Origin of the sequence: Campylobacter sp. TJR-1, from assembly GCF_032840035.1 — a bacterium.
In the GTDB taxonomy this organism is placed as follows: Bacteria; Campylobacterota; Campylobacteria; order Campylobacterales; family Campylobacteraceae; genus Campylobacter; species Campylobacter fetus.
Genome location: NZ_JAWIZX010000002.1, coordinates 141,272 through 167,790, shown reverse-complemented (window position 1 = coordinate 167,790; position 26,519 = coordinate 141,272). Strand labels below are relative to the sequence as shown.

The following is a 26,519-nucleotide window of genomic DNA, read 5'->3' as shown; positions in this document are numbered from 1 at the left end:
ATTTTAAAAGCTTTTAAACAGCTCTAAAACTGCGTTTATGCCTGATTTAAATTTAAAAATATCTACTCCTTCATCACTAATAGGAGTTTTTAAATTTAGTGATAAACTATCGCCTTTGCTATTTATATATAATAAAATTTTATTATCTGAAATAAAATAACTGATATCTGAGCCAAAAATATCTTTTAAATTTGAGATATCCAAACTATTTTTATCCATACTTAAAGTTTTTTTAAATTTAGAACTCGCGAAAAGCCCGTAAAATAGCGTATTTGAGCTATTCGTATCTTTTAAATATACATCGTAAAATTTGATATTAAAACTATCAAACTCAGCTTGACAAATTTTATAAGAGTTAAACAAAATATCTGTTTTTGGAAAATTATTTTTACCTTCTAAAAACTCATTTTCGTCAAGCTCGTCTTTTAAAGCTTTTAAATTCATGCTTATAAGAATTTGAGCTAAAACTCGCTCCTTTAAATCATGTTCAAAATCTTTTGTAATTTTAAATTTAAAATGATAGTAGACAAAAAGCGTTATAAAAATAGCAGCTATTATCGCCATAACAGCGTCAAATTTAAAGAGCAAAGCAGCCGCCAAAAAACCGAAGGCGGCGGCTATGACTAAAACGGCAAAAAGCTTTAGCCTTAACCGCTTTCTAGTTATTTCAAGCTCTTTTAAACTCATTATTCTTTAGATTTCGCCATTCTTTTTCTCATGGTTGGATCAAGGTAGCGTTTGCGGATACGGATACTTATAGGAGTTACTTCTACAAGTTCGTCTTCTTCTATCCACTCAAGAGCGCGCTCTAAGCTATGTTTGCGCGGCGGAACTAGTTTTATAGCGTCATCACTTCCGCTTGCGCGTACGTTTGTTAAGTTTTTACCTTTTATAGGATTGACGTCAAGATCATTTGGACGACTATGTTCACCGATGATCATGCCAACATAAACTTTGGTTTGAGGATCGCAAAATAAAATACCTCTATCTTGCAAATTAAATAGCGAATACGCCAAAGCCACGCCGCTTTCCATACTAACTAAAGCGCCGTTACTTCTATGTTCTACCGAACCGCTTAATGGACGGAATTCCAAAAAGCTATGGTTCATAACACCCTCGCCTTTGGTATCAGTTAAGAACTGGCTTCTAAAGCCGATAAGGCCGCGCGCAGGTATCTCAAACTCGATTCTAGTTTGTCCGTCTCCAGTTGGATTCATACTTACCATTTCGGCTTTTCTTTTGCCTAATTTTTCGATAACGGTTCCAGTACAATCATCTGGGGAGTCGATAACAAGAAGTTCATAAGGTTCACATCTTACGCCGTCTATAACTTTTATGATAACTTCAGGTCTACCAAGACAGAACTCAAAGCCTTCTCTACGCATATTTTCAGCCAAAATAGTGATCTGCAATTCACCGCGACCGCTTACTTTAAATTTACCCTCGCCTATATTTTCGTATTTCATAGCGATATTTGTCTTCATTTCGCTCTCTAAGCGCTCATCTATCTTATTTGAAGTGACGAATTTGCCTTCTGTTCCGGCTAATGGAGAGTCATTTACGCTAAATACGACGCTAAGTGTCGGCTCTTCGATATGGAGCGGGTCAAGCGGCATAGGATTATTTGGATCGACAACGCTATCGCCCACATCAAGCGTCTCAAATCCCGCGATAGCCACGATATCACCGGTTCCTGCTTCGTTTATATCCATTCTATCAAGTCCGAAAAATCCGATAAGTTTGCTTATGCGTCCAGTTGTTTTTGTACCATCAGCCTTTGCTAGCATAACGTTTTGATTTTTACTGATTTTACCGTTAAATATACGAGCGATGCCGATCTTGCCGACGTAATTATCGTAATCTAGAGTAAAAACTTGGAGTTGAAGAGGATTGTCGTCTTTTCCAGTTGGCTCTGGAACATGAGCTAAGATAGTCTCAAAAAGCGGTTTCATATCTACGTTTTCATCATCAAGTTTAAGCTTTGCGTAACCGTTTTTAGCAGCGGCGTAAACTACCGGAAATTCCAGCTGTTCATCAGTCGCGTCAAGTGCGACGAATAGATCGAAAATTTCGTTTATAACCCTGTCTGGATCTGCTGCTGGTTTGTCGATTTTGTTTATAACGACTATCGGACGAAGACCTAAGCTAAGAGCTTTTTTTACGACGAATTTAGTTTGAGGCATAACGCCTTCTTGTGCATCTACAAGAAGCAAAACACCATCTACCATCTTTAAAACACGCTCAACTTCACCGCCGAAATCGGCGTGTCCTGGAGTATCTATAATGTTTATTTTATGATCTTTATAACGAATCGCTGTATTTTTACTAAGAATTGTAATTCCACGCTCACGCTCAATATCATTGCTATCCATCACCCTCTCACCTACTGCTTGATGCTCGGTAAAAGTTCCTGATTGTTTTAGGAGTTCATCGACCATAGTAGTTTTACCGTGGTCAACGTGGGCGATAACTGCAATATTTCTTATCTTTTCCAACTGCTTTCCTTGATTTTTTTAAATTTAGGGATAGATTATACCCTAAATTTTCTAAATCTTTTATATGATGAAATTTCTTTATAAATTTACTCATCTTTTAAAACCATCTTTCCAATAAAAAAATAGGTAAAAAAAGCTAAAAATATACATCCAAATATCATTACAGAAAGTAAAAACGGTGTATTTGCTTGAACAAATCCAACTATAAAAGATACCAGTCCGGCTATAGCAAACTGTAATGTGCCAAGTAAAGCAGAAGCTGTACCGGAGTGATCTCTAAATCTAGCCATCGCTAAAGTAGTTGTGTTAGGCATAATAAAACCAAGCATAGAAATGATAAAAAATAGAGATATTTCAAACGCATAAAAGCCTAAAAATGAGCAAAATATCAGAGCTGCACCAAAAGTAAGCATAGCAAAAAATGCCTTCGGAAGCAAAATATAAGGAGAATAATTTAGAACTAATTTTGCATTGATATTTGCAGCGATTATAAAACCAAGCGAGTTTAACCCAAATAAAAACCCATAAGTCTGCTCAGAAAGCCCAAAGCTTTTTATAAATACAAAAGAAGAGCCGGTAATATAAGCGAAAATCGCACCCATAGCAAATCCGGATGAAAATATATAGACTAAAAACGGTCTATCTTTTAGTACAAAAGCGTAATTTTTTATAATCTCTTTTTGTGAAAATTTAACTTTATTTGATATGGACGCACTCTCTTTAAGTACAAAAACAACTAAAAATATGAGCAAAACTCCTAATAAAAATAGAGTTACAAATATACTTTGCCACGAAAAAATCTTTAAAAGCAAACTACCAAAAGTTGGAGAGAGCATAGGAGCTAAACTAGAAACTACCATCATTAAAGCAAATACGGCTCCGGCTTCTTTTAATTCAAATAGATCATTTACCACGGCCCTAGCTATAACAACTCCGGCGCAACCTCCAAGAGCTTCTAAAAAGCGAAATACGATGAAAAGTTCTACATTATCGACTAAAACACATCCTAAACTTGAGAACATAAAAATCACTATACCGACAATAAGAGGTTTTTTACGACCGAAAATATCACTTAATGGTCCATATATCAACTGTCCAAATGCAAAAGCTATGAAAAAAGTAGCGATAGATAACTGAGTAAGAAACTCGCTTGTGTTAAAACTTTCTTGAACACTCTTTAAAGCAGGAAGATACATATCGGTAGAAAGTGGTGCTATAGCTGACATAAGAGCCAAGATAAAAATAATTTTAAATTTAGAAAATCCATGGATTTTCGTATAATTTTGCATATATCTCCTTTAAAAAATAAAACTGTTTAGTATATCTTAAAAAACTTAAAGAGTAATTTATATTACATTTAATTATTTTATAAATTTCGGATGAAATGAGTCGTTTGGAATAATTTTTGCTAGTGAATAACAGCAGATTTTAATTATTTAGGACTATTTATGCAAACACTAAACGCATTACTAAACAATACTGCATCAAGTACGATGCAGACAAAACCGAGTGATAGCCATGAAAGTAGCAATGATAGCTTCTTGTCTATGGTTATAAATAGCGTAAATAAAAATGAAAATATTAGCGAAGAGAGCAGCAAAAGCGTAGTAGAACAAAATGCAAAAAAGTCCCAAATAGATAAAAAAGATGAAAAAATAGACTCAAAATCCAATCTGGATGAAATCGAAATAGAAGAAAATTCATCTCAAGAAAGCCCAAATAAAAATAGTATATCTATCTTAGAAGATGCTGATTTTATGCAAATTTTATCGCTTCTTGAAGCATTGAATGACGGAAAAAAACTTGATAAATTTCCGGCTCTTTCAAATACTTTAGCAAAATTTTTATCAACGGAAAAAAATATAAATGAGATAAAAGGTGCAAAAAGCTTACAAGATATAATAAATTTGAGCAATAAATTTGGATTAGGTCTAAGTAATTTGAAGATTACGAAAGAGGATTTAGCAACTCTAAAAACCGAGTTCAAAGCTCTTGAAGCAAAAGGATTTTTTAAAATTCAAGATACGCAGATAGTTTTAAACGAAGTAACAAAACAAAAAATAGAAAAATCATTAAAAATAGATAAAAAAAGCGACGAATCAACCCCTAGTCTAACAAAACTTCTTCAAAGTACGCAAACAATCGATGATGCAAGCGGAAAAAAAACCAAAAATAAAACTGAAACTAATAACATAAAAGAAGCTACAGAAGATACTATAAATTTAAAAAACACGGATAAATCAAAAATTTTAGTAGAGCAAGCGGAACAGAAAAATAGCAAAAAAGCAGATTTAAACGGTGAAAAAAATGCAATTCAAAATACAAAAAATATCGAAACAGAACTAACTAAAAACGACAAACATACAAAAGATACAAGCGGTGCGACTGTAAATCATACATCTCAAAAAAACGCAAAAGATACGAATGTAGATGATTATCTAGCAAATATTATGCAAAGAGCTATAAAAGAAAGTAGCGAAACAAAAGATAAACAGTCTCAAACTACACTTAGTGGCAGTTTTACAAAAGAGACAAAAAATAGCGGTGAAAAAGATAACATGCAAAATAACAGCGATCAAAACGGCAGTCAAACAAGCTCAAATCAGTCGGTAAAAGATGTGGTCGCAAACTCTAAACTCCAATTAAAAAACGGTCAAATCAAACAAACTTTTGAGAGTTTTGCTTCAAATTTACAAGAAAAAATAGCTGAATATAAACCACCTGTTACTAGATTTCATATGACACTAAATCCAACTAATCTAGGCGAAGTAGAGGTGACTTTGATAAACAGAGGAAATAATCTACATATAAATTTCAACTCAAATAATCAAACTATGCAGCTATTTATCCAAAATCAAGCCGAATTTAAAAATAGCCTTGTAAATATGGGATTTACTGAACTTTCTATGAATTTTAGCGATCAAAATAAAAATAAAGAACAAGGTCAAAACAGTAAATTTAAAAACTATGACAATGATTTTGAAAATGTATTAAACCAAAATGAAGATGAACAAGTCATCTTAGAAGTTGTCGTACCGCGATACTTTTAAGTTAAAAAGGAATGAATTTTGCTTAAAATAGCAAAATTGCATATAAAAGGATAATCCATGGCAATAAATTCTATGAATAATACGGCAACTCCAACCGGAACTCAATTCACGACAGACAAATGGGCAGCACAAACGGAAGCAGAAAAATTAAATAACGCCAGTGGAACAGGTACAAATCCATATTCACAGCTTGATAAAGACGCATTTTTAAAACTACTTCTTGTCGAACTTCAGTATCAAGACCCAACAGAGCCTATGGATAGTGCAAAAATGCTTGAGCAAACTAGTCAATTAGCCACTCTTGAAATGCAAGAAAATACAAATAAAGTTATGAAACAACTAACAACTCAAATGCAAAGCAGCCTTTCTATGACAGCTATGAGTGCGCTTGGAAAGATGGCAAATCTCTCGAACGCAGTGTCAAAAGATACTACGACTAGCTCTGTGGATTTTAGTTTATATTTTCCTAATGATGTTAAATCAGGCAGCATTCAAATATATGATTCATCAGAAAATTTAGTAAAAAATATAAAATTTGATGAGTTAAAGTCCGGAATAAATAAATTTAACTGGGACGGCACTGATAATAACGGAGATATAACTTTACCAGGAGAATATCTGATAAAAGCAACATATACAGATACATCAGGCAATTCAGGAGAAAGCATATTAGGAAGCTATCCTGTAGAAGCGGTTAAATTCGTAAATGGCATAGCTCAAATCAAAATAGCCGGAGAATACGTATCAATGGATAAAATAAGCGAATTTACAGAACCGGTTAAAACTACGGCAGTAAATAACTCAAATGATTCGGAGAAACCAAGCTCATGATGATAGGATACTATAACGGTATAAGCGGGATAAAATCTGGAAATTTCGGTATCGATGTTATATCAAATGATATTTCAAATATCAATACTGTAGGATACAAATCAAGCACCGCTGAGTTTAAAAGCATACTATATCAGTCACTAAACCAGACAAGCACAAGTCCGGTCACATCACAAATCGGTCTTGGCTCAACGAGTATGGCAACTAGTTTAAATTTCAAGCCAGGAAGCCTACAAAATACCGATAAAGTATTTGATCTAGCTATAGTAGGAGATGGATTTTTTGGACTTAGTGGGATAAACGGTGAGCAGTATTTTACTAGAAACGGTGATTTTAGTAAAGACGTAAATGGAGATATCGTAAATAGAAACGGGCTTTATCTACTAGGTACGATGGCAAATTTAAACGCGATAGCTCTTAGTACAAATGCAGAGCAAAAGCTAGGAAATCTTATGGGAAATAACGATAAACAAGCATTTACTCTACAAACAGGTACTTCAATAGAGTTAAGTGCTTCTACGGCGCAAACAAAAATACATTTGCCAGACGTGCTATTTTTACCTGCTACTGCAACAACAGACGTATCATTTAGCGGTAATCTTGACTCTACCATAAATACTCAAACGATAAATATAAATTTAGATAACACAAAAATTACAACGGCAATAAATAAAGAAGGTAAAACCATAAGTTTAAATGGATCGCTAGCGGACACTCCATTAGTACAAAATCCAAATAGCCCAAACGAAGATGTACTAATCACTATAAAAGATGCTAACGGCGAATCCATCACAACCGCAGCAAAAACAGATGAAAACGGTAATTTTAGCTTAAATGACTTCGATATAAGAAGTTTAAATTTAGATGGTGAACTTAGCATAGAAGCAAATGTAAATTTAAAACAAGAAGTACCAAATACTCAAAGTTTTAGTACAGATATAATCTCTCCAAACGGCAATAAAAATATATTAAAAATGGAGTTTTCAAAACAAGTTCCGCATCTTGATAACGGAACAGCATGGAATGTTAGTGCTACTATTTTTTCTCCTACTAACGAAGTTATATCGACTTCAAACGGAGTTTTAAATTTCAATGAAAAAGGTGCTTTAGTAAGCAATACTTTAGGAACTTTAGATAATGATGGAGCTGAACTAAACGTCAATTTAGGTACTCCATATGATCCAAATACTCCAAATAGCGGATTTGACGGTATGAGATCAACGGGGGATCAAAATTTAAACTTATCTGTAAATAAAAACGGTGAAGCAGAAGGTTTGCTAAAAGAATATACTATGAATGATAACGGTGAAGTTGTAGCTATATTTGACAACGGTAAAATGGCTTCTGTCGCTAAAGTTGCCCTATATCATTTCCAAAATAATCAAGGTCTTTCAAAAAGCAGCGAAAATACATATCAAACAACTGCAAACTCAGGTCAACCTATATTTTATCAAGATCAAAACGGGAATGTAGTTTATGGAGCAGCTATAAAAAATAGCACTCTTGAAATGAGTAATGTAGATCTTGGCGTATCTTTAACCGATCTTATCATTATGCAAAAAGCTTATGACGCAAGTGCAAAATCGATCACTACAAGTGATCAAATGATACAAAAAGCGATAAATATGAAAAAATAGTTATGAGTATCTCCTAACTTCGCTTAAGAAATACTCATAAACTCTTTGTTGCAAAAGAGCATCATCTTCATCACTATCTATCATAAGACGTCTTAAATGAGCAAAATCTATCTTTTTAGCATATCTTCTTAAATTTTTTAAATTATAGTCTATGTCTATAAGCAATGAATCAAGACTTATATAACTAAATTCTTTTACTTTTTGAACATACTCTTTTACGGTTTGTACCAAAACACCGACACGTCTTTCATCGTTTATATAAATTTCTGTTGCAATATCTTTTATATCGTTATAATCACTTTGTAAAACAGTTTTTTTAGCACAAAGCATAGCAGCTAAAACTTTAGCACGAAACTCTAAAGAGCGATGATGCGGTATAAAAATCTCACGAAAAACAGACAAAAAATGAAATTTATAATTCATAGCGTAATCCTAATTTAAGTATAATTTAGATATAATCCTTTTCGCCTTTCCTTAGACCTGTGCAATGCTTTTAAAAAGAACCGCTTCAGGATGGGAACATAGCAGAGCACTTTTTCTTAGTGTGTGCCGCAGTCATCTGGGGAAGGGTTTCTAAAGTCTTATATCAAAATACTCTATGATCTCAGCACAAATTTTACTAAAATCGACGCCTTCTATCTTTGGATTTTTATCAAATTTAGCTTGTATGTTATTAAATCCGCTGACTAGATCCTTGCTTTTTACACCGTAACTTATAGAAATTCCCGCTTCTACAAATGCAGCTAGATTATCACAGCATTTTAGAGCTTTACCATCTATAGCGTTGAACTCATTATCATTTACGCTGCTCATACTACCTTCAAAATGTATCGGAGTAGTTTTATTTATACGGTTTTCAAACTCATCTTTTTTCAAAACACCCTCTTCTTTTCTAACGCCTAAAATGTAGCTAAACTCACTTCTAAAACTTTCAGGAACAAAAGGTAAAATTCGCTCATCTATAAGTCTCATCTCGTATTCGCTTATTATCTCGTTTAGTCCATTTATACCGTATTTTACAGGACTTATGATGTCACGCGTAAGGCTTTCTGGTAAGTCGTGAAACAAAGCGCAATAAAAGTTATTTTCAAGTCGTTTTGGGCAAGTCCCTACTTTCAAGCTATAAAAATAAGCAAATATCGCCACGACTAGCATATGTCCAAGCACTGCAGTCTCAGGAATGCGCTGAGTTTGTGCCCAACGCTTTTGAAAACGAAGTCGTCCGCTTAGATCTATGATACGAGCTAGTTTTTGGTTCATAGCGATTTTACGAACTCCTATAAGCTCGTAGTAATCTTCTAACTCCTCATCGACTTTTTGTTTTAACTCTTCTATGTCACTTAGAAATTTACTAGTTTGATAAACTATGCTAAACTCCCATTTCGTCGCTATATAGCTAGCCGCTTTTAATATAAGACGCTCTTTTTTACGAGTTTTATCATCTTGATAAGCTTTAAACCTTTCAAAAAATTTACCCCCATCGATATCTTCAACCATATTTTCAAGTTTAGTTAAAATCCAGCTTTGAATTTCTTGATTTTTGGATTTTTGGATTTGATGGAAAACATCAGGGCGAATGTCAGTCACTACTACACGGCTTAAAAACTCAAAAACACCGCCTTCTATGATATAGTTCATATCCACGTCAGGCTCGAGCTTTGCGATAAAATAAGCTATTATAAATTTATGTGCTTGTTTATCAAGCTCGACTAAATTTACCATTTTTGGATAGTCATTCCAACGCGAAATCGAAGCAGCTTTAAAGATGTGATCTATGAGTTTAGCGTTTATCATTTTTGAGCCTTAAAATTTGCGAGTAGTTTCTAAAGTGATAGAACTTACGTCGAATTTTTCTTTGCGAACTAAATTTGAGTCCAACTCTATAACCGTATGCACGTTTCCACGCGGATTAAAGTCTCCCACTACGCGTAAATACTTTGGATTTAATTTTTTATCTAAAGTATCATAGATCTCGTTTATGCTTGCTTCGTGGCTTATATGACGATTTAAAAAGCTATTTATATAGAGTTTTATCGCTTTTAGTTCAACGACAAAGTCACGCGGCACGTAAGTTAGATATATAGTAGCAAAATCAGGATATCCCGAGCGCGGACAAAAACACGCGAACTCAGGCAAAGTTATGCGAATAGCATAGTCGTTTTTACTAGAGTTTGGCCAAATTTCAAGATCTTTTTCTATATCAAATTCATTTATAATTTTTTCACCATATTTTTTATTTTCCATATTTAATCCTTTAAATTTAACTTAGGTTTTTCAATGTAAAAACCTTGGATATAATCAACTTCACTATTTTTTGCTATTTCATAAAGCTCATTACTACTTATAAATCTAATAATTGTTTTTATATCAAGAGCTTTTGAAGCGCTATTTACACTATTAAATAACATTTTAAATCTATCTTTATGTAGATTTTTACTAAATTCAATATCATAAATTATATAATCAATATTTAAATATTTAAGATACTCAAAGCTACTATTTTTTCCACCAAAATGGCTCAAAGCAAAGCTAAATCCAAATTTTTTATACTCATTTATAATATTGTTAAAATTTGAAATTTCATCATAAAATTTATCCTCAAAAAACTCAAAAACTAAATTTTTAGCATTTATATTATACTTTTTTATCATTTTAAAAAGCTCTGCTTTAAAAAAGTAGTTTCTTAGACTAACAGGAGAAACTTCTATGAAAATTTTACCTTTTATATCTTTGCTAATTCTACTAAAAAACAGCCTTAAAACCTCTTTATCATAAAATATCTCATAACCGATTCTGTTTATAACTTGGGAAAATTTGATTTTTGATGTATTTGAGTTCGGAAGTTTTAGTCTTTGCATCACATATGTCATATCATCTGAGTTTTTATTACTTTTTATAGTTTGAAATTTAAAAATAAAATTTTTATCGCGCAGTGCTTCAAAAATCATCTTCTCATATTTGCTTTCGTTTATTTTTAGCTCATTTTGTCTATCTAAAATCATATAAAATAGAGTTGAAAGAGTGACATTCAAATTTAAATCATAATCAGATCTAATATTATTGTAAGCTAAATTAAGCTCTATATTATCGATATTATCTCTTAAAATACTAAGCTCAAAGCTTTTTAATAAGTTATTAAATTTACTAAATTTAGAGTCGATAAGCAAAATAAAACATCCATCAATATATTTACCGATAGGAACTTTGCGAATACTATTTTTTTCCAAAAAACTATGGAGTTTTTCTAAAAATTGTTTTGAAACTTTATCAACACTTCCAAGCCCGTATTTATTAGCAATTTCATTTAAATTTTTTATAGATATCATAATGATATACTTTTTTTCACCGTTTTTAATGCTTTTATTTATAATTTTTATAATTTTATCTCTTGTAAAACTTCCCGTAGATTGATCAATAAGACTTGTATTAAATCCATTATAAATCATATAAAAAGTATAATAAACATATATAAATGTGAGCAGAGCAAATAGAATTATTTCATAAATTTTATAGTTTTTTAAATTTACAAACGCATAACCCCAAATAAATAAAATAATGATAAAAGGAGTAGCTATCCTAAGAGCAAGAGCAAAGCGGTTACTTCGCTCTTTTTGCTGGCTATAAAGCATTAAACGTCCAGATGTTTTACATCTTTTGCATGAGCTTGTATATAATCTCGTCTAGGTTCAACCTCATCACCCATAAAGAGTTCAAAAATTTCACTAGCTGTTTGAAGATTGCTAACATCTATTTTTAAAAGTCGTCTATTTTCTGGATTCATAGTTGTCTCCCAAAGTTGACTAGGATTCATCTCTCCAAGACCTTTGTAACGTTGTATATAAGCACCTTTTTTAGCATTTTTTTCTATATCTTCAAGCACTTCTACTGGATCTCTTTTTAGATCTATATCACGCTCTTTCATTTTTGTAAATATATGAACAGCCTCCTCATAAAGAGGATTTGCAAATAAATTGTCATTTATAACAAGTTCCTCAAGCCCATTTTCAGTCTGAACATATATCCTAATCTCATCTTCATTTACGTATGAATTTAAAATATTAAATTTTTCATCTTCAAGTTTTTTCTTTATAATCTCAAAAAGTTCATTATAATTTTTTGCTATAACATCCGGATTTTCTATCATATATCTTATAACGATTAGTACGTTAAAACGTTTTTTAAGATCCATCAAAATACTTCTATAAGCCGCGATTATCTTTAAATAATCAATCAGATCTTTATTTCCAACACCTTCAAAATCCTCACCTTCAATTCCAGTTTCTATAAGAAATTCATTCAAAGCTTTTTCATCTTTTAAGTAGATCTCTTTTTTACCTTTTTTGTATCTATAAAGAGGCGGCTGAGCTAGATAAACGTAACCATTTTCAATGATCGGAGTTAAAAACCTAAAGAAAAAAGTAAGAAGTAAAGTTTGAATATGGCTTCCATCTACGTCCGCATCAGTCATAATAATTATCTTATGATATCTAAGTTTTTCAGGATCAAACTCTTCACCAATTCCGCATCCAAATGCGGTTATCATATTTTTTATCTCTTCTGATTTTAAAATTTTATCAAGTCTACTTTTTTCTACGTTTAATATCTTACCTCGAAGTGGTAAAATCGCTTGAAACGCTCTATCACGACCTTGTTTTGCAGAGCCTCCAGCAGAATCTCCCTCAACAAGATAAATTTCACTCTCACTTGGATCTTTACTTTGACAATCAGCTAATTTTCCAGGAAGCATTCCTACGCTATTTAAACTATCTTTTTTGCGTGTTAAATCTCTTGCTTTTTTAGCTGCTTCACGACCACGAGCAGCCATAAGAGCTTTATTCATTATAGCTTTTGCTTCGATAGGGTTTTCTTCAAAATATTTACACAAAACATCAAAAGTCATTTTTTGAACGATAGGTTTTACATAACTCGAGCCGAGTTTTCCTTTAGTTTGACCTTCAAATTGTGGTTCTGGAACTTTTACGCTAACTATAGCTATAAGTCCTTCTCTTATGTCATCTCCGGTTATCTTAGTATCTTTCTCACGAGCTGCAGCATTTGCAGCTATATAATTTGTAATAGCTCTTGTAAGCCCAGCTCTAAAACCTGCTTCATGAGTTCCACCATCTGAAGTTTTTATATTGTTTACGAAACTTAGTAAATTTTCTGTATATGTTTCATTGTAAAGTAGAGCAAAATCCACTATAACATCTTCTTCACCACCGCTAAAACTAACTGCTTTGCTTACTGGATTACTTTTGTTTATATCTGTAACAAAACTTTCAAGACCACCTTCAAAATGATAAGTTTCACTAAAACCGTCTCTTTGATCTTTAAAATTTATAGTAATTCTTGGATTTAAATATGCTAATTCTTTAAATCTTTTTGATAAAATTTGTTTATCAAATTCAGTTACTTCAAATATATCATCATCAGGCCAAAACTCAACACTAGTTCCTGTTCGATTTGTAGTTTTTACAGCTTCTAAAATATTTTGGGGTATTCCTTTTGAAAACTCTTGACGATATAAATTTCCATCTCTTTTTATGTTAAGAATTAGTTTTTTTGAAAGAGCATTTACAACCGAAACTCCAACACCGTGAAGTCCTCCTGAAACTTTATAAGTATCTTTATCAAATTTACCACCTGCGTGAAGTACAGTTAAAACTACTGTTGCTGCTGAAATTTTTTCTGTAGGATGAATATCAACAGGAATTCCACGACCATTATCAGTAACTATACAAGAACCTTCTCTTGTAAGCTCTATATTTATCGTATCACAGTAACCTGCCATAGATTCGTCTATAGAGTTATCAACTACTTCATAAATCATATGATGAAGACCGCTAATATTCGTATCGCCGATATACATTCCTGGACGTTTTCTTACAGCTTCAAGCCCTTTTAGTACTTTTATATTTCCAGCACCATAATTTTTTTCTAAATTTTCCATTATTTTCCTTAAATATTTACTGGCATTACAACAGTTCTAAGATCGCCTGAACTTAATATAAAAGGCAAATTAGGTTCGTTATATCCTAAGTTAAACTCACTATCTTCAATACTTGATAAAAAATCAAGTATAAATCTGTTTTTAACTCCTAAAATAATCTGATCACTAACATTACTTCTATATTCTATGAATGTTTTTGCTTCACTATTATCATCATTTATACTCTCAAAACTTATATTATCTGGAGCTATTGTTATTTTTACTATTTCTGAAAGCATTGATATAGTTTTTATGCCTTCTATTATTTTTTCTCGATTTAAAATTATATTTTGTTTTATCTCATTTGGTACTACTCTTGTATAATCTGGATATCTTCCGTTAATTAGTTTCGTGAAAAATTCAAAGTTTTGTGATACCGCTATAAATATATTTTCATCATAATAAATTTCAATGTTTTCAAAGAATAATTTTTGAATTTCGGTTATAGCTTTTTTTGGTATTATTATACTAAAAGGATCGTTTTGAGAATTTATTTCAAGTTGATAAACGCTTAATCTTTTTGTATCCGTACCTACTAAGTTTATATGATCTTTTTTTATATCAATTAAAGCTCCTGTTAATTCTATTTTTGAATTTACGTTTTCTATTGAGCTTGATATTTTTTTAAGACTTTTACTTAAAGATCCTGCATTTATATCAAATTTCTTTTTGTTTTCTAAACTTGGAAACTCTGGAAAATCCTCTGGTTTTTGCATAGGAAGTCTATATTTTGAGTTATTTTGTTTTATGTAAAGATGATTTTGAATAGTTTCTAGCATTATATCGCCGTCTTTTAAGCTTTTAATTATATCAAGAAGTTTTTTACCATTAGCAGTTGCCATTCCTTCATCTGCTATAGTTGCATTTTTTACTTTATATTCAAGTCCTATTTCATTATCAGTCGCTTTTATATTTAAAACTCCATCTCTAGCAGATAAAAAGATATGAGAAGTTATAGAACTTAAATCTTTTTTATCAAGATAGGGGTTTGTGTTTATAACTATTGATTCAAGGACATTTTTTTTAATTAGAACTTTCATTTTTTTTGCCTTTTAAATTTAATTTATTTTTTTATTTTTAGTTGATATGTTGATTTTGTGAAAATCAACATTAAACACCGTAAAATTCGTTATTTATATATTGAAAATAAAGTTTTACTTTTTCACTTCTTTTCACATTATTCCTTTGATGTTATCTTATTTTTTAGTTCTTCAACTCTTGCTTTAAAGTATCCATCGTTATTTATTATTTCATTTATTTTTTTTATATTATGACTTACTGCGCTGTGATCTTTTAGTCCAAAATGAGTTGCAAGTTGAGGCATTGAGTTTGGAGTTAATGTTTTTGCTAAATAGATACAAATTCTTCTTGCTTCAACTATACCTTTTGTTCTGCTTTTGCTTTTGATATCACTTGGTTTTATGTTCATTTCATGACTTACACAGCTTATAATATTTTCAAGACTTATGTTATCTTTTTTCTCTTTTATTTGATCTTTTATAACATTTTTAGCAAATTCTAAAGTAATTTCTTGTCGCATAATGTTTGCAAACGCGTTTATATTTATAATTGCACTTTCTATCTCGCGAATGTTATCTCCCATATTTGTAGCTATATATTCGATTATATCACTGCTTAAATTTATACCGTCAAATTCGCATTTTGCTTTTATAATTCGTATTTTTGTGTCAAGTTCAGGCGGTGTTATATCAGCCATAAGTCCCCATTCGAAACGACTTTTTAATCTCTCTTCAAAACCTTTTAACATTTTTGGAGGTTTATCAGAAGTCATAACGATTTGACCTTTTTTTGCATGAATTTCGTTGAAAGTATGAAAAAATTCCTCTTGAGTTTTTTCAGATTTATGAAAAAATTGAATATCATCTATGAGTAAAATATCGCAATTTCTATATTTTTCTTTAAATTTATTCATAGTTCTATTTTCTACATTTCTGATAAAATCACTCATAAATTGTTCACTAGTTACGCAAATTACTGTTTTTCCGTGTTCTAAACAGTAATTTCCTATGGATTGTAAAAGGTGAGTTTTACCAAGTCCTGTTGAGCCATATATAAAAAGCGGGTTATAAACTTTACCCGGATTTTGAGCAGCTTGCTGTGAGCTTATATAGGCAAATTGATTTGAATCGCCCACGACAAAACTTTCAAATGTATAGCTAGGATTTAGAAGTGAGCTTTGTGTGCGAATTTGTTTTACATCTATATCTTTTGCTTTGATTGATACTCTATTTTTTTGTGTTGTTATGCTTATGACCGGTTTAATTCCGGTTTTAACTTCAAAGATATTTGCTATTTTGTTAGCGTATCTAGTTTGTATAAATTTAGCTACAAGTTCATTTGGGGCTGTAAAAATAATATTTTCGCTATTTGAAGATTTTTCATTAAATTTAATTTGAGATATGTAGTTTTCCATCTCATTTTTAGATATCTCTTGACCTAAAAGCTCTATTACTTCATCTGCTAGCAAAGCTTACCTTTTTACATCGAATTATTTACTATTTTATCTAAAATTTAATTAAAAATGACTTATCTATTGATTTTAACCTTATTTAAATATATGGTAATTTATGATATTATTTAATAAATTATATCACTTATTCACATAGTGAAAAAGATGTGAATAACTATTAAAAGGCGTGTGATGAAAATTTTAGGAATTGATCCCGGAACTAGAAATTGTGGTTATGCTGTAATTGAAAAAACGGGAAATAAAAAAACGTTAATAGAAGCAGGTTTGATAAAAATAAAACAAGATAGCTTACAATATCAAATAACTCAGCTTTGCGAGGGGCTAGATATTATATTTAAATCGCATAAAATAGACGCCGTAGCCATAGAAGATATATTTTATGCACACAATCCAAAAACAGTTTTAAAGCTTGCTCAATTCAGAGGCGCTCTTAGTCTTAAAATACTTCAAATTCACGGTGAATTTAGCGAATACACTCCGTTACAGATCAAAAAAGCAGTTACAGGCAAGGCAAAGGCTGCAAAAGAGCAGGTTGCTTTTATGGTAAAAAAGATGCTTGGAATTAATCAAGAAATAAAGCCGTTAGATGTGACTGATGCTATAGCCATCGCTTTAACACATAGTTTTAATGTGAGAATTAGTTAAATTTAGCGGAAAGCTCCGCTAAATATTTTTTAAATTTGCTCTTAAATTTATATATGAGCGTGATTTCTGCTAAGATCTGCTTTTAGGGGATCAATCGGTTTTGATTTTGTCATGATTTTATGAACAAACCAAATTCCTAAAAATAGATAAAGTCCTACATAACTTGTAAGTAAGCTTACCATATCTTTGCCTTGCATAAATGACTCAAAGTTTTGTCCTATGATTACGATAGCGCACATAATAAGAGCAAGAGTAGGCCCAAGAGGATACCATTTTGCGCGAAACGGTAAATTTGCAGGATCATTGCCTTGTAAAACATAAGCTTTTCTAAATTTATAATGCGCCCATGCTACACCCATCCATGTGATAAATCCGGCAAGCGCAGAAGCATTTATAAGCCAACTATAAGCTGAGCCGTCCCCCATAAACGATGTGAAAAAACAAGCTGCTCCGATGATAGCCGTAGCGATAAGAGCGTAGATAGGAACACCTCTTTTGTTTGTTTTACCAAATATCTTTGGAGCTTTGCCTGAGTGGGCTAGGGCGTAGAGCATTCTTGTACTAGAGTATAACCATGAGTTTCCGGCACTAAAAATAGCAGTAAAAATAACCGCATTCATAACGCTAGCGGCAAATGCTATACCGGCGCGATTAAATACCATAGTAAATGGACTTTGAGCTATGTCTGTTTCATCGTTTCTAAGTAAATTTGGATCAGTGAACGGAACTAAAGTTCCTATTATCGCGATCGCAAAAATGTAAAAAAGTAAAATTCGCCAAAATATCGCATTTATCGCTTTTGGTATACTTTTTTCAGGATTTTTTGCCTCTCCTGCAGCCACTGCAACTAATTCGGTTCCTTGAAAGCTAAAACCAGCCACCATAAACACGGCAAGTATCCCGAACCAGCCATTTACAAATGGTGCGGACTCTCCGCTATCACTCACTAAAGTCCAGTTTGAAAAGCCGCTAGAATGACCGTTCATAATACCAAATATCATTGCTAAACCAAGGATTATAAAAGCCAAAACAGTCACAACTTTTATAAGAGCAAACCAAAACTCACTCTCTCCAAAAACACCCGAACTAAAATAATTTATAATAATAATAACGCTCAAAAATAGAGCAGACCAGAGAGTAGATGGAACATCCGGAAACCAAAATTTCATAACTATCGCCGCTGCGACAAGCTCGGCCGCGACTGTTATAGCGCAATTAAACCAGTAATTCCAACCGATGGCAAATCCAAAAGATGGACTGATAAATCTAGCGCTATACTCTTCAAAGCTTCCGGCGACTGGCATATACGTAGCCATTTCTCCAAGGCTTTGCATAAGCAGATATACCATAAAACCTATTAATGCGTAAGCTAAAAGTGCTCCTCCAGGACCGGCCGTAGCGATCGTATTTCCGCTAGCTACAAATAATCCAGTGCCTATAGCTCCGCCGATTGCTATCATATTTAAATGGCGTGAGTTCATACCACGCTTTAGTTTATGTTCGTGTAGATTATCCACAAGAACTCCTTTGATTGATTTTAAAAAACTTTCAATTATATCGAAAATTGACTGAAAAATTATTTTTCATCAAAAGTAATTTTAAATTTAAAATATAATTTATTATTCAATGGGTTATTTTGTAAATTTAGGTTTATTTCGACGTCAGAGATTTAAAATTTTGTCTGACGTCAATTAAAAAAGTAGGTTTAAGAAGTTTTTTAGTTTAAATTTGAGTTTGAAAATATCTTACTGACAACCCTCACACTCTACGCTTCTATCCATAGGTTTGTTATCAAGATGACTAGAATCCGGACTTTCACTTCTTAAATAGTAAGTAGATTTTACGCCTAATTCCCAAGCTAGAGTGTAAATTTCGCTTAGATATCTTCCGCTAGCTTTGTCTAAGCTCATAAATATATTTAAGCTTTGACCTTGATCTATCCATTTTTGACGTACGGCTCCGGCTTTTATGATAAGCTTTTGATCGAGTTCGTAAGCTGGTGTATAAAATTGCCAAGTTTCGGTATTTAAATTTGGTACTACCGAAGGTATCATTCCGGATAAATTTTGTTCAAACCATTTACGTTTATAAACAGGTTCGATTGTTTGAGTAGTTCCTACTAAAATGCTTATACTTGAAGTCGGAGCGATTGCCATAAGATAACCGTTTCTCATTCCGCCTTCTTTTACTTTCGCTCTTAGTTTTTCCCAGTCGCAGCTATTTTGATCAAATAGTCCGCCTCTGTTTATAAGAGCTTTTGCGTTTTTATTTGCCATATCAATAGGAAATATACCTTTTGACCAGTTTGAACCTTCAAAATCAGGATAAGCTCCTTTTTCAACAGCTAAATTAGATGAAGCATAGATGGCGTTATAACTAATGTTTTCCATTACTTCATCTATAAACTCAAGATGTTCATAACTTCCCCAAATAATACCTTTTTCGGCTAACATCTGCGCCTCACCCATAACTCCAAGCCCGATTGAACGACTGGCTAAATTCGTATGTTTGACTTTAGCGTGAGGGTAGAAATTTAGATCTATAACATTATCAAGCATTCTTATAGCGATAGGCACGACTCTTGCGATATCTTCTTTTGAGTTTATCTTGCTTAAGTTTATACTTGCTAGGTTACAAACGGCAGTTTTTCCCTCTTTTATACCTTTTTCTACTATAAATATATCTTTATTATCAAGTCTATCAAGAGCGGTTATTTTTTTCGCTTTTTTAGTATATCCACCATCTACGGTTATATCTTCACTCTCATCAAATAGCTTAAAACTTCCATCATCAAAAACGACTTTTGTTTGGTAGTAATTCGGCTCTGTATTTTGAAATATCTCGGTGCATAAATTTGAGCTTCTTATGATACCTTTATGAGCATTTGGGTTGGCTCTGTTTGCATTATCTTTAAAGCATAAAAACGGCATTCCGGTCTCAAAATAGTTTGTAAGTATCTTTTTCCAAAGCTCTTTTGCTAGCATACTACTCTTAGCTATATGTGGATCTTTTTCATACTCGATATAGCGTTTTTCAAACTCGTCGCCGTATAAATCGCAAAGATCTGGAGTATCAGCCGGATCAAATAGAGTCCATCTCTCATTTTGGCTAAGTCTTTTCATAAAAAGATCATTTATCCATAAAGCAGGAAATAGCTCATGAGCACGTCTGCGCTCTTCGCCCGAGTTTTTACGTAGATCTAAAAAGTCACTTACGTCCATATGCCAAGGCTCGATATAAACCGCGATGGCGCCTTTTCTAGTTCCTAGCTGATCGACTGCGACTGCTATATCGTTTGTAACTTTTAAAAACGGAATTATGCCGCCCGCAGCGTTTTTATGTCCGTCTATACTTCCGCCCATCGCGCGCACTTTACACCAGTCCCAGCCGATACCGCCGCCGAATTTAGAAAGCAACGCCATCTCTTTATAGCTATCGAAAATTCCTTCTATATTATCAGGAGTACTTCCGACATAGCAGCTTGAGAGCTGATGTCGAGTGGTTCTAGCGTTGCTTAAAGTAGGAGTCGCAAGCATCACTTCAAATTTACTTATCAGATCGTAAAATTTCTTTGCCCAGCTTTGAGAGTCAAGCTCATTTTGAGCTAAAAACATAGCGATTGCCATAAACATATGTTGAGGTAGCTCGATAGGTTTTGCATTTCTATCTTTTATAAGATATCTATCATAAAGCGTTTTTATACCAATATAGGTAAATTGCAAATCACGTTCAGGCTTTATATATGCGTTTAGATCTTCAAGATCGTATTTTTCTTTTAGACCAAGAAGTATGCGTCCGTTTTTTTCACCTTTTTCAAAATACTCTTTGAGCGAGTTGTATCCGCTAAATCCGGTTGTTTTGTGATATAAATCGTATAAAAATAGTCTTGCTGCTACGAATGTCCAGTTCGGGCGATCTATATCTATCTTATCAACTGCGGTTTTTATGAGAGTTTGTTGAATTTCTTCGGTAGTGATATTGTCGCGAAACTGAATTTTCGCGTCTACTTCAAGCTCGCTGAGACTTACGTTGTCTAAGCCTGCTACTGCTTCGCTTGTGTATTTTTTAATCTTTGAAATATCTAATTCTTCTGTTCTTCCGTTACGTTTTATGACTTTCATTTATATGTTTGACCTTTTAAATTTGATTATCAAAAAAGCTAAATTTAGTCGGCAAATTTAGCTGTATTATTTAGTACTATTTAAATACTCTTTTAAAGATTTTATCTACGTTCTTTGTATAGTAGCTATAGTCAAAGCACTCTTTTATCTCTTTTTCGTTTAATTTTGCTCTTAGATCGATGTCGTTTAGTAAATTTTGTAAAAATAGACTGTGTCCGTTTTCGTCTATGGCTTTTTTGCCTTCTTGCAGATCAGCCCATACTTTCATAGCATTTCTTTGGACGATTTTATAAGCATCTTCGCGGCTAACTTCTCGTTTTGGAAGTTCAAGCAAGACGCGTTGAGAAAATACAAGTCCGCCGGTTAGATTTAGATTTTTCATCATATTTTCCGGATATACTACTAAATTTGAGATTAAATTCGTAAGACGATTTAGCATAAAATCAGTCGTTACGAAACTATCAGGAAGTATAAATCTCTCGACTGAGCTATGGCTGATATCTCTTTCGTGCCATAAAGCTACGTTTTCCATAGCCGGGATAGTATATGAGCGGATCATTCTACAAAGACCGGTCACGTTTTCGCTTAAGACTGGATTTCTTTTATGAGGCATAGCGCTTGAGCCTTTTTGTCCGGGACTAAAGTACTCTTCGGCTTCATAAACTTCTGTTCTTTGATAGTGCCTTATCGCGACCGCTATTTTTTCGCAACTACTAGCGAGCAGGGCAAGCGCGCTTACGACTTGAGCGTATCTGTCTCTTTGTATGACTTGATTTGACGCTGGAGCAGGACTTAGACCAAGATACTCACAAACAAGCTCTTCAAGCTCAAGCGGAGCGTGAGCGAAGTTTCCCATAGCTCCGCTTATCATACCTACGCTTATCGTCTTTTTAGCATGTTCTAGAAGTTCGTAAGCTCTTTTTATCTCGTCATACCATATAGCAAGCACTAAACCAAATGTTATCGGCTCACCGTGAATTCCGTGGCTGCGACCTACCATAAGCGTATTTTTATGTTCTATCGCGCGAGTTTTTAAAGCATTCATTAAATTTGATATATCTTCAAGTATGAGATCTAAACTATCTTTTATCTGAAGTGCGACAGCAGTATCTATACAGTCACTGCTCGTCATACCAAAATGTACGAAACGACTCTCTTCTCCTAAGCTTTCGCTTACGCTAGTTAAAAAGGCTATAACGTCGTGTTTCGTAGTTTTTTCTATCTCGTCTATGCGAGCTATATCGAATTTAGCGTTTTTGCATATTTTTTCACAGTCATCATCTGGGATAAAGTCTAGTTTATTCCATGCTTTTACAGCTGCTAGTTCTACTTTTAGCCAAGCATCATATTTTGCTTGCATGCTCCATTTATCGCTCATAATTTTTCTGGAGTATCTATCTACCACTTTATACCCTTTTTTATAATAAATTTTGTATAATTTTTAAGTTGAAATTATACAAAAATAAGGCTGAAATGTTGGTTAGAAATGGCTTATAAAAAGTTTAAATTAGGATATTTTTTGGGCGAAAAAGCTTACCGTATTTTTTTAAATTTAGGTTATAGTATGAAAGAAGCTCAAAAGCTTTGTGACAAAGGTAGATTGCTCGTAAATGACGCTGTTTGCGGTAAAAACGATCCGGTTTTCGGGGAAGCTTATTTTATAGATTACGAGTGTGAGCCAAAGGGATTAAAACCTATATTTGAATGTGACGAGTTTGGTGTATTTGATAAACCAAGCGGAGTTTTATCTCATCCAAATGGTAGAAATTGCGAGTATAGTTTATGTGATGAAATTTGGTCTTTGTGGGGCAAAAAAGCTTGTGTTGCCCATAGACTTGACCGAGAAACAAGCGGAGTTATCGTTGTGGCTAAAAATGCGAATTCCGCGTTAAATTTAAAAAAATCTTTTGAAAATAGGGCAGTAGCAAAAACTTATCTGGCTTTTGTGAGAGGCAAATTTGACGGTAATGGACTTGATAAATTTCATATAAATGACTTTGAGGATTTTAAAGATAAGCTAGAATTTTTTGATAATATCCAAGGTTTTGTTATCGATAAAAATATGGATATAACAAAAGATTATGATGATATAAAAATCAGAATGGAAATTTGTCCGGAAGGAAAGAGAGCTGTGACCGTAGTAAAACTCGTAGAGTATTATCCTAAATTTGATATCAGCTTGGTTGAGTGTTATCCACTCACCGGAAGACAACATCAGATTCGCTTACATTTGTTTCATATGAAACATAGAATTTTGGGTGATCCGATTTACGGCTTGGATAAATTTAATGTAGAGCAAATTTTAGATGGCGTGATGAGCGAGCGCGATAGGGTGAAAAATACTGGAGCATCAAGGCTAATGCTCCACGCAAAATCAGTTAAATTTAAATTTAAAGATCAAGTATTTGAGATAAGATCAGAACAAGATTTTAATTTTAATAAATAATTTTGAAATTTAATATAGCAGTGATCCTAAAATACGCTTTATAAATTTTTATTTCTTTTCATTTTTTATGACGAATAAAATTCCGCTAAGACCTATTATCACTACAATTGCGATAAAACAGATTTGAACTATATCTAGTAGATTCATTTTTTATATTCCTTTGACGTATAATTCTTGATAAATTTCTTTAAAAAGTTGCATTAAATATTTTTTATCTTCTAAGTTCTCGATCAAAATCATCTCTTTTGCATTAGGATATGGTAGTCCTTATTTTATATTTTTTATGATTTTTTCGGCGGATTTCGTCTTTTTTATTAGTAGTCTATCATCATATATTCCGCCTATGATTTTGCCTTTATAATATAGTATGAATTCGCCCATCATCACTTTAAAGCTGATGTTGTCTAAACCTTCTAAAACAAAGTCTAAAAATTCTCTTTTTGAACTCACATTTCAACCTTACTTCTCTCTTTTAGCTGACCACAAGCAGCACTTATATCAAGTCCTTTACTTTGACGAATAGTGCAAGTTACGCCGCGACTTTGCAGATAAGTTCTGAAATTGTCCACGTTTTCTATGCTCGGTCTTTGGTACTGGCTTCCTTCATGCGGATTGAAAAGTATTAAATTTACTTTTGCTTTTATACCGTGTAGAAGTTTGACAAGTGCTTTTGCGTCGCTTAGATTGTCATTGACTTTATCCATTATAAGATATTCAAACATAACTCTTTTTCTCATATCGATGGGAAAAGCTCTCACTGCGTCCATAACGGCAGCTATGTTATAAGCTTTGTTTATCGGCATAAGTTTTGCGCGAAGCTCATCTGTTACGGCGTGAAGCGATATAGCTAGAAGCACTCCAAGGTCAAGCTCACCTAGTTTTTTTATCTGAGACGCAAGTCCGCTAGTGCTTATAGTCTGACGTCTAGCGCCGATAGCAAGTCCGTCGTTGTCTTTTAGAATGCTAACTGCTTTACTAACGTTAGTAAGATTATCAAGCGGTTCGCCCATACCCATATATACGACATTTACTCTGCGTTCGTAAGGTATATTATTTTCTCTTTTTATCCATAAAATTTGTGCTACGATCTCTCCGGCGCTGAGATTTCTAACAAATCCACCTTTAGCCGTTAGGCAAAAGCTACAGCCCATCTTACAGCCGACTTGCGAACTAACACAGATAGTATAACGCGCGTGACGTTCTACGCTGCCATCCTCGCTTGAAATTTCCCCTTTCATAGGTAGTAAAACACTTTCGATAGTTTTGCCATCTGTTAGTTTAAATAGATACTTTATGCTTCCGTCTTTGCTGGTTTCACTCCTAACGCAAGTTAGTGGATCAAGGTAAAATTCGCTTTTCAAATTTTCTCTAACATCTTTTGATATGTTAGTCATCTCATCAAAACTTCTTGCATTTTTCTTATAAACCCACTCATAAATTTGTTTAGCTCTAAATTTCGGTGATAGTAAATTTGCTAGTTCATCTTGAGATAGATCTAATAAATTTCTCATATAATGTCTCTTTCTTTCAAATATTTTTCTAAATTTAGCTTTGCTTTTTTATGGTTTTTTATAAATTCATTATGCGCGTTAGGTTCACAAAAGTTTGTAGCGCATAGAATCCCGCGAGCAGGAATTTTAAATTGTTTTGCCGTTTCTAAGACGGAGTATAGCTCCATATTTTCCATAAAAAGTCCAAGTTCACTAAATTTTTGTGCGATATCTCTATTCGTTGTTATAAAATTTGATGAGTTCGTTATCAATGTTTCTTGTGAAACATATTTCAAATTTTGCACAATCGGCGAAGAAAATAGTGGAGAATATGAAAGTCCAAGCAAGGACGAAATTTCTAAATTTACGGCTGTTTTACTCTCATAAATATCTAAAAGATTTCCATCTTTATATAATCCGCAAGTTCCCACAAAAATGATCTCGTCTGCTTTATTTGCAGTTAATAATTTAGTTAAATTTATAGCTGAGCTTGTGATTCCTACACCTATCGGAACGGCAAATTCAAAACTCTCATTAAGTCCGGCGCAAACTATCAAATTCTAACTCCGATATCGTTTGCTAAAAGGTATTTTTTGAGCTCCGATATTTCTATCTCTTTATAGTGAAATATACTTGCAGCAAGCGCAGCGTCAGCGCCGAATTTAAACGCTTCTAAGATATGCTCCATAGTTCCGGCACCACCGCTTGCGATGACCGGGATGCCGACTAAATTTGATATTTTAGATGTGACTTCAAGGTCGTAGCCGTTTTTTGTGCCGTCGCTATCCATAGAAGTTAGCAGTATCTCTCCTGCGCCTAGTTCATAAACTTTTTTTGCCCATTCATAAGCGTCGATTTTAGTATCTACTCTACCGCCGTTTATAAATACGTGATAGCTCCCGTCCACTTTTTTTACGTCTATAGCTACGACTACGCATTGTGAGCCGAATTTATTTGCAGCTTCGCTTATCAAATTTGGATTGTGAATGGCTGCGGAGTTTAGACTTACTTTATCGCAACCTACGTTTAAAAGTCTTGAGATATCATCTATTTTTCTTATACCGCCGCCGACTGTTAGAGGTATAAAAAGCTGCCTTGCTACTTCTTCTACTACATGTACGATAGTATCTCTACCGTCGCTACTTGCAGTGATGTCTAAAAAACAAAGCTCATCAGCGCCTTCGTCGTTGTAGCGTTTGGCAACTTCGACCGGATCTCCTGCGTCGCGAAGTCCTACGAAATTTATACCTTTTACCACGCGTCCATTATTTACATCCAAACAAGGAATTATACGTTTTGCAAATTTATCCATAAAAACTCTTTT

21 protein-coding genes, 1 other RNA gene and 1 pseudogene are annotated in these 26,519 nt (G+C 33.3%); 6 read left to right on the top strand and 17 right to left on the bottom strand.

Annotated elements, in window-relative coordinates; translation table 11 throughout:
• Nucleotides 1–3: 3 nt before the first annotated feature.
• The 3 genes from RVY88_RS02685 to RVY88_RS02675 all read right to left on the bottom strand — a co-directional run bounded on the left by RVY88_RS02685 (nucleotide 4) and on the right by RVY88_RS02675 (nucleotide 3,784).
• Nucleotides 4–687 (bottom strand): hypothetical protein, encoded by a 684-nt coding sequence (locus RVY88_RS02685; RefSeq protein ID WP_162167598.1) that lies wholly within the window; start codon nucleotides 685–687, stop codon nucleotides 4–6.
• Nucleotides 687–2,495 (bottom strand): translational GTPase TypA, encoded by a 1,809-nt coding sequence (gene typA, locus RVY88_RS02680; protein WP_002847920.1) that lies wholly within the window; start codon nucleotides 2,493–2,495, stop codon nucleotides 687–689. The genes RVY88_RS02685 and typA overlap by 1 nt, the downstream gene beginning before the upstream one ends.
• Nucleotides 2,496–2,581: 86 nt before the next feature.
• Nucleotides 2,582–3,784 carry a multidrug effflux MFS transporter gene (locus RVY88_RS02675; RefSeq protein ID WP_002847918.1) on the bottom strand — a complete coding sequence of 401 codons (1,203 nt, stop codon included), beginning with the start codon at nucleotides 3,782–3,784 and terminating at the stop codon, nucleotides 2,582–2,584.
• Between the two features lie 159 nt (nucleotides 3,785–3,943).
• Between RVY88_RS02675 and RVY88_RS02670 the strand changes: the two genes are divergently transcribed.
• From RVY88_RS02670 to RVY88_RS02660, 3 genes are read left to right on the top strand one after another with little or no spacing between them, the layout of a single operon-like run.
• Nucleotides 3,944–5,545: a flagellar hook-length control protein FliK gene (locus RVY88_RS02670; RefSeq protein WP_162167599.1), complete on the top strand. Its 1,602-nt coding sequence runs from the start codon at nucleotides 3,944–3,946 to the stop codon at nucleotides 5,543–5,545.
• 57 nt (nucleotides 5,546–5,602) lie between these two features.
• Complete coding sequence (locus tag RVY88_RS02665; protein WP_038452538.1) at nucleotides 5,603–6,376, top strand: flagellar basal body rod modification protein; 774 nt, start codon at nucleotides 5,603–5,605, stop codon at nucleotides 6,374–6,376.
• The gene (locus RVY88_RS02660; RefSeq protein WP_162167600.1) at nucleotides 6,373–8,013 is read left to right on the top strand and encodes a flagellar hook-basal body complex protein; all 1,641 of its coding nucleotides are present in this window, start codon (nucleotides 6,373–6,375) and stop codon (nucleotides 8,011–8,013) included. The genes RVY88_RS02665 and RVY88_RS02660 overlap by 4 nt, the downstream gene beginning before the upstream one ends.
• Here the strand turns inward: RVY88_RS02660 and RVY88_RS02655 are convergent, their stop codons facing one another.
• Nucleotides 8,014–8,436 (bottom strand): hypothetical protein, encoded by a 423-nt coding sequence (locus RVY88_RS02655; protein ID WP_002847911.1) that lies wholly within the window; start codon nucleotides 8,434–8,436, stop codon nucleotides 8,014–8,016.
• A gap of 48 nt (nucleotides 8,437–8,484) precedes the next feature.
• Here RVY88_RS02655 and ffs point away from each other — a divergent pair.
• Nucleotides 8,485–8,582: signal recognition particle sRNA small type (ffs, locus tag RVY88_RS02650), an RNA gene on the top strand.
• Between the two features lie 4 nt (nucleotides 8,583–8,586).
• Here ffs and RVY88_RS02645 read toward each other — a convergent pair.
• From RVY88_RS02645 to dnaA, 6 genes are all read right to left on the bottom strand, one after another.
• On the bottom strand, nucleotides 8,587–9,807 hold the full coding sequence (locus RVY88_RS02645) for an HD domain-containing protein (protein ID WP_162167601.1): 1,221 nt from the start codon (nucleotides 9,805–9,807) through the stop codon (nucleotides 8,587–8,589).
• A 9-nt stretch (nucleotides 9,808–9,816) separates the two neighbouring features.
• On the bottom strand, nucleotides 9,817–10,257 hold the full coding sequence (queF, locus tag RVY88_RS02640) for a preQ(1) synthase (protein ID WP_002847904.1): 441 nt from the start codon (nucleotides 10,255–10,257) through the stop codon (nucleotides 9,817–9,819).
• 2 nt (nucleotides 10,258–10,259) lie between these two features.
• Complete coding sequence (locus RVY88_RS02635; RefSeq protein WP_317051258.1) at nucleotides 10,260–11,642, bottom strand: EAL domain-containing protein; 1,383 nt, start codon at nucleotides 11,640–11,642, stop codon at nucleotides 10,260–10,262.
• The gene (gene gyrB, locus RVY88_RS02630) at nucleotides 11,642–13,963 is read right to left on the bottom strand and encodes a DNA topoisomerase (ATP-hydrolyzing) subunit B (protein WP_162167633.1); all 2,322 of its coding nucleotides are present in this window, start codon (nucleotides 13,961–13,963) and stop codon (nucleotides 11,642–11,644) included. The genes RVY88_RS02635 and gyrB overlap by 1 nt, the downstream gene beginning before the upstream one ends.
• A gap of 8 nt (nucleotides 13,964–13,971) precedes the next feature.
• A complete protein-coding gene (dnaN, locus tag RVY88_RS02625) occupies nucleotides 13,972–15,042 on the bottom strand; it encodes a DNA polymerase III subunit beta (RefSeq protein ID WP_002847901.1) in 1,071 nt (356 codons plus the stop codon).
• A 137-nt stretch (nucleotides 15,043–15,179) separates the two neighbouring features.
• Complete coding sequence (gene dnaA / locus RVY88_RS02620) at nucleotides 15,180–16,490, bottom strand: chromosomal replication initiator protein DnaA (protein WP_024305299.1); 1,311 nt, start codon at nucleotides 16,488–16,490, stop codon at nucleotides 15,180–15,182.
• Between the two features lie 174 nt (nucleotides 16,491–16,664).
• Here dnaA and ruvC point away from each other — a divergent pair, with 174 nt between their 5' ends.
• Complete coding sequence (ruvC, locus tag RVY88_RS02615) at nucleotides 16,665–17,138, top strand: crossover junction endodeoxyribonuclease RuvC (RefSeq protein WP_002847898.1); 474 nt, start codon at nucleotides 16,665–16,667, stop codon at nucleotides 17,136–17,138.
• A 47-nt stretch (nucleotides 17,139–17,185) separates the two neighbouring features.
• On the opposite strand, the gene RVY88_RS02610 is transcribed toward ruvC, so the two are convergent.
• The 3 genes from RVY88_RS02610 to purB all read right to left on the bottom strand — a co-directional run bounded on the left by RVY88_RS02610 (nucleotide 17,186) and on the right by purB (nucleotide 22,664).
• Entirely contained in the window at nucleotides 17,186–18,655 is a 1,470-nt protein-coding gene (locus RVY88_RS02610; protein WP_162166483.1) for an amino acid permease, read from the bottom strand.
• 228 nt (nucleotides 18,656–18,883) lie between these two features.
• Entirely contained in the window at nucleotides 18,884–21,259 is a 2,376-nt protein-coding gene (locus RVY88_RS02605; RefSeq protein WP_162167175.1) for a ribonucleoside-diphosphate reductase subunit alpha, read from the bottom strand.
• Nucleotides 21,260–21,335: 76 nt separating this feature from the next.
• Nucleotides 21,336–22,664, bottom strand: a complete 1,329-nt coding sequence (purB, locus tag RVY88_RS02600; protein ID WP_111738251.1) for an adenylosuccinate lyase — start codon at nucleotides 22,662–22,664, stop codon at nucleotides 21,336–21,338.
• Nucleotides 22,665–22,745: 81 nt separating this feature from the next.
• On the opposite strand from purB, the gene RVY88_RS02595 reads away from it, so the two are divergent.
• Nucleotides 22,746–23,705: a pseudouridine synthase family protein gene (locus RVY88_RS02595; protein WP_002847891.1), complete on the top strand. Its 960-nt coding sequence runs from the start codon at nucleotides 22,746–22,748 to the stop codon at nucleotides 23,703–23,705.
• Nucleotides 23,706–23,855: 150 nt separating this feature from the next.
• Here RVY88_RS02595 and RVY88_RS09205 read toward each other — a convergent pair.
• From RVY88_RS09205 to hisF, 4 genes and pseudogenes are all read right to left on the bottom strand, one after another.
• Nucleotides 23,856–24,155, bottom strand: a pseudogene (locus RVY88_RS09205) (transcriptional regulator).
• On the bottom strand, nucleotides 24,152–25,216 hold the full coding sequence (rlmN, locus tag RVY88_RS02580) for a 23S rRNA (adenine(2503)-C(2))-methyltransferase RlmN (protein ID WP_162167176.1): 1,065 nt from the start codon (nucleotides 25,214–25,216) through the stop codon (nucleotides 24,152–24,154). Before rlmN ends, RVY88_RS09205 begins: the two are co-directional and overlap by 4 nt.
• Nucleotides 25,213–25,752 (bottom strand): purine-nucleoside phosphorylase, encoded by a 540-nt coding sequence (locus RVY88_RS02575; protein ID WP_162167177.1) that lies wholly within the window; start codon nucleotides 25,750–25,752, stop codon nucleotides 25,213–25,215. The genes rlmN and RVY88_RS02575 overlap by 4 nt, the downstream gene beginning before the upstream one ends.
• On the bottom strand, nucleotides 25,749–26,507 hold the full coding sequence (hisF, locus tag RVY88_RS02570) for an imidazole glycerol phosphate synthase subunit HisF (protein WP_002847885.1): 759 nt from the start codon (nucleotides 26,505–26,507) through the stop codon (nucleotides 25,749–25,751). Before hisF ends, RVY88_RS02575 begins: the two co-directional genes overlap by 4 nt.
• Nucleotides 26,508–26,519: the final 12 nt, after the last annotated feature.